Source organism: Rhodococcus sp. GB-02 (assembly GCF_053470465.1).
This window is the reverse complement of record NZ_JBPUKE010000003.1, coordinates 399,945-412,923: the sequence shown is the minus strand read 5'-3', so window position 1 is coordinate 412,923 and position 12,979 is coordinate 399,945. Positions and strand designations below refer to the sequence as shown.

The 12,979-nt window shown below is 61.7% G+C and carries 13 protein-coding genes; 6 read left to right on the top strand and 7 right to left on the bottom strand.

What is annotated here, in order from left to right:
- The first annotated feature begins 4 nt into the window (after positions 1–4).
- Positions 5–793, top strand: coding sequence for a trehalose-phosphatase (gene otsB / locus ACSW29_RS22280; protein ID WP_317828499.1), 789 nt, complete (start codon positions 5–7; stop codon positions 791–793).
- Between the two features lie 9 nt (positions 794–802).
- On the opposite strand, the gene ACSW29_RS22275 is transcribed toward otsB, so the two are convergent.
- The 5 genes from ACSW29_RS22275 to ACSW29_RS22255 form a co-directional block, all read right to left on the bottom strand.
- Positions 803–991 (bottom strand): hypothetical protein, encoded by a 189-nt coding sequence (locus ACSW29_RS22275; protein ID WP_347872674.1) that lies wholly within the window; start codon positions 989–991, stop codon positions 803–805.
- A 180-nt stretch (positions 992–1,171) separates the two neighbouring features.
- Positions 1,172–1,963: an ABC transporter permease gene (locus tag ACSW29_RS22270; protein ID WP_347872675.1), complete on the bottom strand. Its 792-nt coding sequence runs from the start codon at positions 1,961–1,963 to the stop codon at positions 1,172–1,174.
- The gene (locus ACSW29_RS22265) at positions 1,963–2,952 is read right to left on the bottom strand and encodes an ABC transporter ATP-binding protein (protein ID WP_448278326.1); all 990 of its coding nucleotides are present in this window, start codon (positions 2,950–2,952) and stop codon (positions 1,963–1,965) included. The genes ACSW29_RS22270 and ACSW29_RS22265 overlap by 1 nt, the downstream gene beginning before the upstream one ends.
- 81 nt (positions 2,953–3,033) lie before the next feature.
- Complete coding sequence (locus ACSW29_RS22260; RefSeq protein WP_448278325.1) at positions 3,034–4,092, bottom strand: serine/threonine protein phosphatase; 1,059 nt, start codon at positions 4,090–4,092, stop codon at positions 3,034–3,036.
- Positions 4,089–4,592: a hypothetical protein gene (locus ACSW29_RS22255; RefSeq protein ID WP_448278324.1), complete on the bottom strand. Its 504-nt coding sequence runs from the start codon at positions 4,590–4,592 to the stop codon at positions 4,089–4,091. The genes ACSW29_RS22260 and ACSW29_RS22255 overlap by 4 nt, the downstream gene beginning before the upstream one ends.
- 158 nt (positions 4,593–4,750) lie before the next feature.
- Between ACSW29_RS22255 and ACSW29_RS22250 the strand changes: the two genes are divergently transcribed.
- The 3 genes from ACSW29_RS22250 to ACSW29_RS22240 are packed head-to-tail and all read left to right on the top strand — an operon-like array spanning position 4,751 to position 8,817.
- Positions 4,751–5,371, top strand: a complete 621-nt coding sequence (locus ACSW29_RS22250; RefSeq protein WP_230815488.1) for a TetR/AcrR family transcriptional regulator — start codon at positions 4,751–4,753, stop codon at positions 5,369–5,371.
- Complete coding sequence (gene kstD, locus ACSW29_RS22245) at positions 5,371–7,119, top strand: 3-oxosteroid 1-dehydrogenase (protein ID WP_448278323.1); 1,749 nt, start codon at positions 5,371–5,373, stop codon at positions 7,117–7,119. The genes ACSW29_RS22250 and kstD overlap by 1 nt, the downstream gene beginning before the upstream one ends.
- A gap of 15 nt (positions 7,120–7,134) precedes the next feature.
- Positions 7,135–8,817 carry an ATP-binding cassette domain-containing protein gene (locus tag ACSW29_RS22240; protein ID WP_448278322.1) on the top strand — a complete coding sequence of 561 codons (1,683 nt, stop codon included), beginning with the start codon at positions 7,135–7,137 and terminating at the stop codon, positions 8,815–8,817.
- A 17-nt stretch (positions 8,818–8,834) separates the two neighbouring features.
- Here the strand turns inward: ACSW29_RS22240 and ACSW29_RS22235 are convergent, their stop codons facing one another.
- Positions 8,835–9,482 carry a hypothetical protein gene (locus ACSW29_RS22235; RefSeq protein WP_230815491.1) on the bottom strand — a complete coding sequence of 216 codons (648 nt, stop codon included), beginning with the start codon at positions 9,480–9,482 and terminating at the stop codon, positions 8,835–8,837.
- A gap of 439 nt (positions 9,483–9,921) precedes the next feature.
- Between ACSW29_RS22235 and ACSW29_RS22230 the strand changes: the two genes are divergently transcribed.
- On the top strand, positions 9,922–10,476 hold the full coding sequence (locus ACSW29_RS22230; RefSeq protein WP_448278321.1) for a transglycosylase family protein: 555 nt from the start codon (positions 9,922–9,924) through the stop codon (positions 10,474–10,476).
- Between the two features lie 12 nt (positions 10,477–10,488).
- On the opposite strand, the gene ACSW29_RS22225 is transcribed toward ACSW29_RS22230, so the two are convergent.
- A complete protein-coding gene (locus ACSW29_RS22225; protein WP_448278320.1) occupies positions 10,489–11,220 on the bottom strand; it encodes a TetR/AcrR family transcriptional regulator in 732 nt (243 codons plus the stop codon).
- 197 nt (positions 11,221–11,417) lie between these two features.
- Between ACSW29_RS22225 and ACSW29_RS22220 the strand changes: the two genes are divergently transcribed.
- Complete coding sequence (locus ACSW29_RS22220; protein ID WP_230815494.1) at positions 11,418–12,977, top strand: amino acid permease; 1,560 nt, start codon at positions 11,418–11,420, stop codon at positions 12,975–12,977.
- The last annotated feature ends 2 nt before the right edge of the window (positions 12,978–12,979 follow it).

Genomic DNA, 12,979 nt, shown 5'->3' with positions numbered 1-12,979 from the left:
AACCATGCGAACCGCTTCGGACGTCATCCTCCGACTCACGTCCGATCCAGCTCGTTCTGGACTGGTGATGGATTTCGATGGTGTGCTTGCACCCATCGTCGATGATCCGTCGGCGAGTGCACTCCTGCCCGGCGCCGAGGACGTGCTCGCGACTCTGACGAAGCATCTCGGTGTAGTCGGCCTGCTTTCGGGGCGGCCGGTGTCGTTTCTGCGAGAACGGCTGAGTCTGGATTCGGTTGTACTCATGGGTTCCTACGGTGTCGAGACCTGGACGGAGAACGGAATCGACGTGCTTCCGGCTGTCGCGGCGTTCAGTGATGCCGTTGCTGAAGCAGAAGCCGAACTGCGCCGCTTGTTCGATTCTCAGGCAGTGCCTGGTATCCATGTCGAGAGCAAAGGCCTTGCGGTGGCCGTGCATTGGCGTCGGGCTGCAGATCGAGCGGCCGCGCAGCGCCTGGTGGAAGCAGCGACAACTGAAATCGCGAGCCGGACCGGGTTGCATCGTGAGCCCGGCAAGCTGGTCGAAGAATTGCGTCCACCCGTCAGGGAGAACAAGGGGACAGGTCTTCTTCGTGCGATCGAGGCCGCGGGAGTCGACGTCGTCGCGTACGCAGGTGACGACCGCGGAGATCTACCAGCATTTGCTGCGGCCATCGCGTCCGGGGGAGAAGCGCTGGTGGTCAAGGGCGATGACATTGCACCAGAAGTTGCCGCAGTCGACGGCGTCCAGTTCGACGGCCCGCAGGCATTCCTGGATTGGATGAAGGATCTTGCCGCGCAACTGGAACGCTGACGCGTAAGGTCAGTCTGCCAAGAACTCGACCAGCGCCAGGTTGACCTCTTCCGTGTTGTCCGGTGTGCATTGATGTCCGACGCCGGTGATCACTACCCGCCGGGTGAGGTCGGGTAGTCGGTCACTCAGTGCGTTGTAGATTCGATCGAGTTGCGCGGCATGTCGACCTCTCCCCGCATCAGCATCGTCTTCTTGCAAGGTGCCGCGTCTACGGGACAGAGCGACGCGAATCCGCGTGTGTTCAGATCCAGCGATGTTCGCCGCCCGGCTGCCAGCATGCAGTCGGCAACGTATCTGCGGGTTCTGTCAACGCAAAACTGGCCGCACCGGAAGGGCTCCGGTGCGGCCAGTTTTGGTCGTGGTCAGTTTGTGTCTCGGTCAGGCGTCGCGCTTGTTGACGACGGCGATGCTGATTCCGAATATCACGAGCACAAATGCTGCGAAGTAGAACAGGCTTCCCCAAGGGCCCCAATGGAAATTGATGCTCGAACCCGAAGAGAGGAAGTGGTCGGCGTTGGCGAACGGGAGGAACGGTGAGACGTTTCTGCCGAAGGATCCGAACATCCCGAACAGGCTCTCGATGAGCAGTGGCCACAGCAGCAGTAGTGCAATGGCGCCGGCGGACTGACGAAGGAGTGCTCCGACGGCAATAGCAAGGGCGACGCAGAGGAACGCGAAGATCGGTACGCCGTAAACGGCGCGCCAGGCATCGGCGTTGTCCAGTGCCAGATTGGTGGAACCTTCAGATCCTGCAGCAGCTTTGGTGACGAATACCGCGCCGAGCATGAGAACGAAGGACAGCACCGCGCCGAAAGCCCCGATCAGGCCGGCTTTGGCGATCAGAACCGAAGCCCGACTCGGGATGGCCTGGAAGGTAGTACGGATGATGCCGAAGCGGTATTCGCTGGTGATCGCGAGCGCCGCCATGATCATCAGGACCATGACGCCGAATCCGGATACTCCTAGCCCCGCGTCGTTGAACGTGGGGAGGAATTTCTCGAAATCAGGAGTGCCTGATTCGGCTTCATCGTTGTACGCCTGAATGCTCGAACTCGACGAACGCCCGATCATCCAGGCGACGCCCAACCCTAGGACGATGATGGTGATCGTGCACCACAGCGGCGACTTGGTCGTGGTGATCTTGATACGTTCAGCACTGAGAACAGCCATTACAGTGCACCTCCCATAGCGTGCTGTGTGTTTGCCTGGTGTGCATTTGCTTGGTGGGCTCCGGCACCCGGATCGACACCGGACGCGTGGTACTGGACATCGTCTCCGGTCAACTTCATGAACGCATCCTCGAGCGACCCCTGCTGAGACGCCAACTCGTACAACACGATTCCCTGCGAACCCGCCAAACCACCGATCACATCAGTGGTCGAATCCACCACCACCAACACCGGCTCCGATCCTGAATGCTCCTCGCGGACAGTCAGTCCGTGGGCAGTCAATGCGGTATGGAGAGCGTCCAATTGTGGGCTGCGCACGCGCACCGTCGACTCCGACGAACGATCCACGAACTCCGCCACCGTCGAATCCGAAATCAACCGACCCCGACCGATCACCACCAACTGCTCCGCCGTCAACGCCATCTCCGACAGGAGGTGACTCGACACGAGCACGGTGCGGCCCTCGGCCGCCAACCGCTGCATGAACTTACGAATCCAGACGATGCCCTCCGGATCGAGACCGTTGACCGGCTCGTCGAACAACAACACCTTCGGATCACCCAACAACGCACCCGCCAACCCCAGACGCTGCGACATGCCCAACGAGAACCCGCCGGCCTTCTTGCCCGCCACCTCGGACAACCCGACCAACCCGAGCACCTCGTCGACCCGGGACTTCGGAATCCCGTTCGACGCGGCCATCCACTGCAGATGCGCCCGCGCACTGCGATTGGGATGCACCCACTTCGCATCCAACAACGCGCCCACCGTCCGCAACGGTGTCTTCAGCTCCCGGTACGGCTTGCCGTCGATCAACGCCGCACCCGACGTCGGCTGATCCAAACCCAGGATCATCCGCATCGTCGTCGACTTGCCGGCACCGTTCGGGCCCAGAAAGCCCGTCACGATGCCCGGCTTGACCGTGAACGACAAATCGTCCACCGCTTTCGTCGGTCCGTAAACCTTGGTCAATCCCCTCAGTTCAATCATGTGCAGAACTGTGCCCTACCGACACTGACCAGCACATCGGTCCGGAGGATGACATGAACCCTGAGATGTGGAGACGGCAGTTCAGGGAAAACCCTGTCCTCGACCGGATCTCGGAACAGCCGCTATATGAGGGTAGTGCGCGTCGAAGTCGCCGTCGAACAATCGCCAGTAGAAGTCGTTCATCTCCGCAGCGGCAGGTGCGTGCCGGGTCAAGATCGCAGCCACCCCCGGTGCCACATCACCTGGGATATGACCTGTGGCGCACCAGCGTACGTACTCGTTGCGGGCGACTGGTCCGCCGCTTGTCGGCCTCGGTACCCCGCAGACCTCGGTCACCAACCAGTTGACCAGAAGCATGGCGGCGTAGTCGGCGTCATGAGTGGCATGACGCCGGGCGAAGTCGTGCTCGGCAGTTGACAGGTCGAAGTGTGGCGATGTGGCCAGTCCGAAGTCGCTGAGATAGATCCGCTCCATATCGGTGCGCATATTGCCGAAATGTCCGTCCATGTGGAGCAACTGTCGATCGCGCAAGAACGCCACGATCTCCGAAAACTGTCGCTCGACTTCGGCAGCCTTGCCGGCCGGGTTGTCCTGCAGCCAATCCGATATCGGGTGTGCGATGTACTCGCAGAACAGTACGAGGCTGCTTGGTGCAGCGGCGAGCGCCTCGAGGCGCGTCCGCACAGCCGGGATGCCGCTCTGAGCGGCAAGCACCGCGTCGATGTCCGCGTGTTCGGATGCAACAGGTGAGCGGCCGGGCAGCACCCGCCAGTGGTAAAGCATTGGGAAGGACTGTGTTTCGCCGGCCAGAACGGCATCGGTGACGACGACGTTCGCGGCCAGCTCTCGCCATGCGTTGAAGCTTGGCCCTCCAATGCCGTACTGGCAGAACATGGGTAGGTCGAAGAGATTGGACGTGGAGCCCACGTCGGCGAGTTCCCGTTCGCTCAGTGGAATTCGTTTGGTGAATACCGGAACGCCGTTGAGCCTGTTTTCGCCGACACTGACGAGTCCTGCGGCGCCGCCCACTCCGACACTCGTGACGCGAGCGGTGTCTACCAGTTGGGCCAGTTCGGCATCGTTCCGGGAAGCGAGGAATGCCGATAGTTTTCGATACCGGTCAGCCCTGACATCTGTCATTCCACGACTGTGCCACAGGTTCGTCCGGCTTCGATTTCGCGAAGCCGCTTGTCGAAGTCGCCGATTCTGCCTGTGTCCTCGTAATAGTCTTCCTGCTCGATTATCTTCCCCCACTTGGTTCGAACGAGAAGCACTGTCCGATTTTGGTAGATGACGGCGCCGTCCGGGCCGAGCGCTCGGTCATTGAAACGCGCGAGCAGAGTCATGCGCCAAAGTGGACCACCGAAATACGCTTCGGTGACTTCGCCTTGAAGCCCAGCGGCGACAAATTCCTGGAGAAACGTCTCGATTTGGCCCTGTCCGGCATGCACTCCTGCCCACCGATGATCACCCTCTGCGAATCTGAGCACCGCGTGGTGGTGATAGGAATTCAACAGCGGCCGGTAGTTGCCGGAATTGAGTGCACGGACGTCGCGTCGGAACTTGCTGATGAGTGCTTTGCGCAGAAGTGATCGCGAGACGATCGCTGTTCCAAGGCCGGCCGCGAACCATCGCTTCATCTTCGAAGCTTGTCGTGAAATCGAACGCCCTGTCAACGAAATGCCGGGGTCTGCTGATATCTGACAGAGAATTGGATATTGACAGTGACTGTCACAATAGGCGAGACTCCCATTATCGAGAATGGCCGGATCTCGGCCGAGGCGGGAGGACGTTGCTGATGTCACTACGGGAGAGACAACGGTTGCAGGTGCGAGCAGACATTCAACGTGCGGCATTCGAACTGTTCGCGCGTGACGGTTTCGAAGATGTGACCACCGAGCAGATCGCGTCGGCGGCGGGGGTGTCGGCGAGCACGTACTTCCGACACGTGCGTAACAAGGAGGATCTGTTGTTGGATCCGGTCAGGCAGGGAGGTGCCGGAATCGTGACGCTGCTCGAGGATCGCCCGGCATCCGAGTCGGCTGATCTTGCGATCTCACGGGCAATCCTCGAGCGTTCCAATGCTTTCGAGTCCTCGGAGATCGATCAGTGGCGATCGGCGTTCCGTACCGCGCCGCACCTGATGGATCGAGTCGCGCTGATCGCGCCCGAACATCGTGATCGGCTGGTCGAGTTGGTGGCACAGCGAATGCAACTCGATCCGGAAAATGACAGCCGCCCAGGACTTCTCGTTCATTTGATGTTGGCTGCGGCGGAGTTCGGCTATCGGCAATGGATACGTCACCCCCAAAAACGCGGGGCATCGCTTCCCGTGTGCGTCGAGGGGGCGCTCGACGCCGTTCGGGGATCCCGGTGGCATACGCAGGACGAAGATGACACGAAAGGTCGTGACCAGTGATGGACGAGGACTCTCAGGGCGCCGTGCCGCCCGTAGCGGATGTGGTTGTTGTCGGGTCGGGGGCGGCCGGCATGTCCGCAGCCATCACGGCAGCACACAACGGACTCTCGACGATCCTCGTGGAGAAGTCCGAATACTGGGGCGGTTCGTCGTCCCGGTCCGGGGGTGGCGTGTGGATTCCGGGAAATTCGATACTTCGCCGCGAGGCGCCGGCAGACGATATCGACTCTGCGCGAACCTATCTGAAGAGCATTGTCGGGGAGGACGCGGACACCGACCGCATTGATACGTATATCGATCGAGGCCCCGAAGCCCTCGATTTCCTGATCCGACATTCGGCTCTGGAGCTCGAATGGGTGAAGGGTTACTCCGACTACTTTCCCGAGGCGCCCGGCGGACTTGCAAGCGGGCGATCGTGCGAACCGCGCCCGTTCGACGCCCGAGCACTGGGCGACGATCTCGCGACACTTCATCCGCCGTACATGAAGGTTCCGCTCAACATGGTTGTCCAACAATCTGACTACCGGTGGCTGAGCACGGGGATTCGGCATTGGCGCGGGCCGGTGCGAATGCTTCGGGTGGCAATGAGATCCCTGGCCGCGAAGGCCAGGAAGAAGAAGTTGATCGGGCTCGGACCAGCGCTCATGGCGGAACTGATGCTCGGAGTTCGGAAAGCCGGCGTGCCGGTGAAACTCGGAACGAAACTTGTGGATTTGGTTACCGACAGCGGACGGGTGGTGGGCGTGCGACTCGAGTCCGGGGGAGTACAGACAACGCTGCGCGCGCGATGCGGCGTCATCCTCGCGTGCGGCGGTTTCGACAACAACGACGACATGCGCAGCGAGTATCAGCGTCGACCGAGTAGTGCGCAGTGGACTCTCGGAGCGCCGACCAATACCGGGGACGGTATCCGAGCAGCTCTGGGCGTCGGCGCAGCAATTTCGTACATGGACGACGCGTGGTGGGCGCCGTCGATTCCACTGCCCAAGGGCCCGTGGTTCGCCTTGGCGGAACGTTCGTTGCCGCGCAGTCTGATGGTCAACGCGGGCGGGAATCGGTTCATGAACGAGTCACTTCCCTACGTCGAAGCGGCGCATGCAATGTTCGGCGGAAAACATGGCCGAGGTGACGGCCCTGCCGAGAATATTCCGGCCTGGCTGATTTTCGATCAGACTTACCGTGACCGTTACCTGTTCGCGGGAGTTCCGGCGCGCGGGCCGATACCTCGGTCGTGGATCGAATCGGGTGCGATTGTTCGAGCCGGGTCGATTGCCGAACTCGCTGCCGAGATCGGAGTACCAGGCGATGCGTTGTCGGCGACGATCACGCGATTCAACAGTTATGCGCGCGACGGAGTTGATCGCGACTTCGGCCGGGGGACAAGTAAATACGACCATTACTACGGTGACTGCACCAACAAGCCCAATCCCAGCCTCGGAGAACTCACCAAGGGCCCGTTCTACGCGGCGAAGATGGTTCCCGGCGATCTGGGAACCAAGGGCGGTATCAACACGGACGCTCGCGCGCGGGCGCTGCGCGCGGACGGTTCGGTCATCGACGGGCTCTACGCCGCCGGAAACACCAGTTCGCCGGTGATGGGTCATACCTATGCGGGGCCAGGCGCAACTATCGGTCCCGCAATGGTTTTCGGCTATCTGGCGGCGCTCGACGCGTTCGCACGCGTTTCTGACAACAGTGGGCGCGAGGCCGGCGAGCGAACAAATGGTTTGGCAGATCGACGCCGATAGGGTTCGCTTGAGCCCGTGACCCACCTCAACATCGCCGACGTCGACTACTTCCTCCCTGATGGTCGACAACTGCTCAGCGGTGTCAGCTTTCGAGTCGGAAACGGTGCAAAAACTGCACTGATCGGGCCCAACGGGACTGGTAAGACGACGTTGCTTCGTATTATCGCCGGAGACGCCGTCGCTGACGAGGGCGCGGTCACTCGATCCGGAACACTCGGCGTGATGCGGCAATTCGTCGGCCAAGTTCGCGACGAGTCCACCGTGCGCGATCTTCTGTTGTCCGTCTCTCCGGCGCCGATCCGCGACGCGGCGCTGGCGCTCGACACAGCGGAGAACGCGATGATCGATCGCGACGAGGAATCAACTCAAATGAAGTATTCGCATGCGTTGGCCGATTGGGCCGACGTGGGCGGCTACGAGACCGAAGACTTCTGGGACAAGGTCACTACCTCGGCGCTCGGTGTTCCCTATGACCGTGCGAAGTGGCGCGCAGCCAACTCCCTCAGCGGTGGCGAGCAGAAACGGTTGGTACTCGAAGCACTGTTCGCTGGGCCCGACGACGCACTCCTGCTGGACGAGCCGGATAACTACCTCGATGTTCCGGGCAAGCGATGGCTGGAAAAGACGATCTCGGAATCGCCGAAAGTGGTCCTGTTCGTAAGCCACGATCGCGAACTGATCGCCAACGCGGCCACCCACATCGTGACTCTCGAACCGGGAATCAGCGGTGCAACGTCGTGGACTCACGGCGCTGGGCTGGCCAGTTACCACCAGGCCCGCGAGGATCGCAACGCTCGATTCGAAGAACTGCGTCGACGCTGGGACGAGGAGCACGTGAAACTACGTGCCCTGGTTCTGCGATTGCGTGAAAAGGCCAAGTTCAACGACGGCGTCGCTGCGCGTTATCACGCCTCGCAAACCAGGTTGGCGAAGTTCGAGGAGGCAGGACCGCCCGAAGCGATTCCACTTCAGCAGAAGGTGACAGTTCGCCTGGCGGGCGGGCGAACCGCCAAGCGCGCCTTGGTATGTCAGGATCTCGAGCTGACGGGATTGATGAAGCCGTTCGACACCGAGATATGGTACGGAGACCGCGTCGCCGTGCTGGGCTCCAACGGATCCGGGAAGTCGCATTTCCTCCGTCTCCTGGCAGGAGGTGGGACCGATCCGGGGACCGAGCATCTGCCCGTCGAGGCGCTCGACATCGCGCCGGTCGAGCACGGGGGTACCGCGACGCTGGGTGCCCGGGTGCGTCCCGGATTGTTTGCGCAGACACACTCCAGGCCCGATCTGACCGGAAATACGCTGCTCGAGATCCTGCACATGGGCGACGAGCACCGCAACGGAATGGGGCGTGAAGCGGCGAGCCGCGCGCTGGACCGTTACGGATTGTCCCAAGCTGCGGAACAGAAGTACGACGACCTGTCTGGTGGTCAGCAGGCACGATTGCAGATCCTGCTCCTCGAGCTCTCCGGCGCCACGATGTTGTTGCTCGACGAACCGACCGACAACCTCGACCTTCATTCGGCTGACGCGCTCGAGCAGGGCATTGCACAGTTTGCCGGCACCGTCATCTCGGTAACCCACGATCGTTGGTTTGCGCGCGGGTTCGACAGGTTCCTCGTCTTCGGATCGGATGGGAACGTGTACGAGAGCGAGTCGCCGGTGTGGGACGAGGCCAGGGTCGAACGAGCGCGCTGAGATCGAGCAGCCGCTCCCTACCTGGGGAGAGGCGGCAGCTCGTTGATCACCGCGCGAAGGAGGCCCAGATCGCTGCGATCCGATCGAGGCGGGGGACAGCGCGAGAGATCGAGCTGTGTCGGGAAGTGCCACACAACGCGACCTGGATCTACCCTGTCCACCGCCGAGTACCAGTGGGTGAGCGGCTCGGCGAGCGCCGCGTGAAGCGCAAAATGCCGTCGTCGGCGGCTGAGGTCTCCTTCGCGCTGCAGTAGAAGCTGCTCCGGTGACGGTATCGAGATGACGGTCAGATCCGCGAAACCCAGTCCGAGGTGCGCGAAAGCTGTCTCGACTGCCGCGAGCTCGTACTCGAATCGCTCCCGAGGCGCTGCGCCCACCGCAGCGAGACACCAGCTGTAGTGCAGTTTCAGCGGGTCGCTGTCGCAGAGCGCGATACCGGTTCTCGACTCTAGATCTTTCGCTTGCGACCATCGCTTCGAATTGACCGTTGCCCAGTAACTTGCCTGGACGTCGAGATCCGTGCCGTCCGGCTCGAACCCGGTGGGCTGATACTCGGCGACGAATCCTTCCGCTGCGGATTCGCCACCGAGTTGGGTTCGGCACCAGGTGGTTTTGCCGGCGGCGCTAGGTCCTTCTACTGCGACGATCACCAGTCCATTCTCCATAATGATTGGGGCGGTTGGTTTTTCCCGTTGCCAGGACTCTCTTAACATCCCCAGGGGTCTCGTTGGCGGTCCGACACGGCCGATTTCGGTGCGATGGGTCACAAAATCTCAGTGACGGTTACCACATAACGAACGGATAACGATCGGTATGGTTAACGCTCGAATCAATCAGTTGACCTGTGGTTATCGTTCGAATCTCGGCTGAAACTGGTACGGCAGTGCTGGAAAACTTCCCCGTGACCAATCCGTGACCATCGCCTACGGTCGTTGACAGCCCGAAACTACCGGGCAAACACCGACCCGCAACTGCGTGCTTCTGCCCCGCGGGTCCGGTACTCCCGAAACCTTCGCGGGGCAGGAGTGAAACAGGCGAGTCGATCGACGAGACGTGAAAGCGTCCGGGCCGACCTCGTCCGCGGTAGCGGAGAGGATTTACCCAATGACCAGCATCACCTTCAAGCGCGCCCTCGGCGCAGTTGCAACCGCAGGCGCAGTCGTCGCGATCCCGCTCGCCATGAGCACCGGCACCGCGTCGGCAGCCGGCCACGACTGGTCCGGAGTCGCAAACTGCGAGTCCTCCGGTAACTGGGCCGCCAACACCGGAAACGGCTTCTACGGTGGTCTGCAGTTCACGCAGAGCACCTGGAATGCATTCGGTGGATCGGGCAACGCTGCCAACGCCAGCCAGGCTGAGCAGATCCGTGTCGCCGAGAACGTTCTCGCAGGCCAGGGCGTCGGTGCATGGCCCGTCTGCGGTCAGTACCTGACCACCGGCACCACCGCGGGCAACTACGAGGCCGCAGCAGCTCCCGTCACCGCTGAGGCTTCCGTCGAGTCGGCTCCGGCAGCAAGCACCGGAAGCGGTAACTACGTGGTCAAGGCAGGCGACACCCTGTCGAAGATCGCTGCTGCACACGGCATCTCGATCGAGAACCTCGCCAGCCAGGTTCCGAACATCAACTTGATCTTCCCGGGACAGTCTCTCTCGGTCTAGTCTCGTGGCCGTTTAGGTCCTCATTGCGTCGACATTGTCCGGAGCTGATGCAGCTCCGGACAATGTCGGCGTTTCTGCGTTCGCAATGAGCTCTGCCGCTTCCGTATGGAGGGGATCAAGATCCTGACGCCACCCCAGAATGTGCAGCGCCGACCCGGCGATGACGGAGGCTTCGGGGATCGGGGTGCCTTCGAGCGCGTCGACTCGCGCGCTGATCACGCTTTCTACCAGTCGAAATGGAAGTTCGACCAAATGAGTTGAAGCCGGATCGTCAATCGCGTCGAGCACCGCCTGGGCGAGTACCCGGTATTGCTCGCGAAGCCGATCGCGATCGGCTCGGAACGACATGAACCGGTCGCTTCTCAGTTCCGGCAAGAGATAGAGGACGCCGAGGTTCCACCGTCCGGTGATCAATTGCGCCGCGTCGACGTGTGAAAGCGCGTACAGCTTCACCTCGGGTGAGGCGTCGAGCGGCCTGAGATTCTCTGCGAAGTCGAGCGCCGGAGTCACCGTGTCGGCGAGTAGCGCAACCAGGATGTCGTCTTTGGTGGCGAAGTGGTTGTACAGAGATGCCTGACGCATCCCGACTGCTTCGGCGATGTGGCGCGTCGACGTCGCGGCGAAGCCACGGGTGGTGAACAGTTCAGCGGCTGCATCCAAGATCTCCGCCCGGGCAGTGCCACCCGGGCGTCGGCGAGCGGTGAGGCGGGGTCGTCCGGGGCCGGCGTTGGTCACGCCTTCCATAGTGGCAGGCTGCGGCCTTACATGCGGGGTGGCCGCCGCTGTGAGCATTCGGTCACGTGCTCGAAACGTACTCAACGAGCCTGTTACAGAATCAGGCGAATCGTATACGCGGGCGTCACCTGCGGCGAGTGGATTTCGCGAAAACTATCAATCGACAGTTATTCGCCTCTGAATCGCTACGCCGAAGGAGTACGCCGTTGAGTGCAACCACCCCGGCTGCGCAGCCCACAACCGCATCCGCGCTCGCATCTTCACCTCACGACGACGGCGACCTCGCGGAGTTCGGCTACGAGCAGCAGCTGCATCGATCGCTGGGAAAGTTCGCGTCGTTTGCCGCGGGCTTCTCCTTCGTCTCCATTCTGACGACGATCTTCCAATTATTCGGTCTCGGTTTCGGTTTCGCGGGACCGGCGTTCTTCTGGACCTGGCCCGTCGTCTTCATCGGTCAGTTCATGGTCGCTCTCAACTTTGCGGAACTTGCTGCCAGATATCCGATTTCGGGTGCCATCTACCAGTGGTCGCGGCGGATGGGCGGTGAGATCGTCGGCTGGTTCGCCGGGTGGTTCATGATTCTCGCTCAGATCGTCACCGCGTCGGCTGCCGCGATCGCCTTGCAGGTCGTGCTCCCCAATGTGTGGAGCGGGTTCCAGATCATCGGCGAGGACAGCGCACTCACCTCCTCGAGTGGTGCCGCCAATGCGGTGCTGCTCGGATCGGTACTTCTGGTTCTGACCACCTTCATCAACTGCATCGGCGTCAACTGGATGTCGCGTATCAACAACATCGGTGTGACCTGCGAAATCGTCGGAGTCATCGCTGTGGTCGGGATGTTCTTCACCCACGCTCAGCGGGGACCGGACGTCGTCTTCGACACCGGCAGTGCCGGGGGTCAGCCCGGATACGCCTGGGCGTGGATCATGTCCGGACTGATGGCCGCTTACGTCATGGTGGGCTTCGGGTCGGCAGGGGAACTGGCCGAGGAGACTCGCAATCCCCGACGCGTTGCACCTCGCACAATCCGTCTTGCACTCTCCGCTTCCGCACTCGGTGGCGGCTTGATGATCCTCGGCGCATTGATGGCGGCGCCTTCGCTCACCGACGGCCGCCTGGCCACCGAAGGTTTGCCGTACGTACTGACGTCTATCCTGAGTTCGCCGTGGGGCACTGTGCTGCTGATCGACGTCTCGATCGCAGTGTTCGTATGCACCTTGGCAATTCAGACTGCTGCATCACGGCTTATGTTCTCCATGGCCCGCGACGGGCGTCTGCCCGCCTCGCCGATCTTGGCAAAGGTGAACCCCCGCACCGGAACACCTATCGCACCGTCCATCCTCATCGGCCTGATCTGCATTGCCGTTCTGGCCGTCAACGTGGGCAACTCGGCAATTTTCGCGACCCTGTCCAGCGTGTGCATCATCTTGATCTACTTGGCATATCTCATGGTGACCGTGCCGCTGTTGGCTCAGCGGCTCAAGGGATGGCCGCGCACCGCTGCCGGCCCCAAGTTCGATGCCGAAGGTGAAAAGCTGTTCTCCCTGGGTATCTGGGGAGTCCCGGTCAACATCGCCGCGGTGGTGTACGGCGCACTGATGGTGATCAACCTGTCCTGGCCGCGGGCCGAGATTTTCAATCCCACCGGCGAATATCCCATCCTGCAGTGGGCCGCGCCCATCACGATAGCGCTGGTCGTGGGGCTGGGAGTCGCCTGCTTCCCGCGCGGCCGCGCCACCCCGAATCCCGTCACGATCGGAGCCTGACC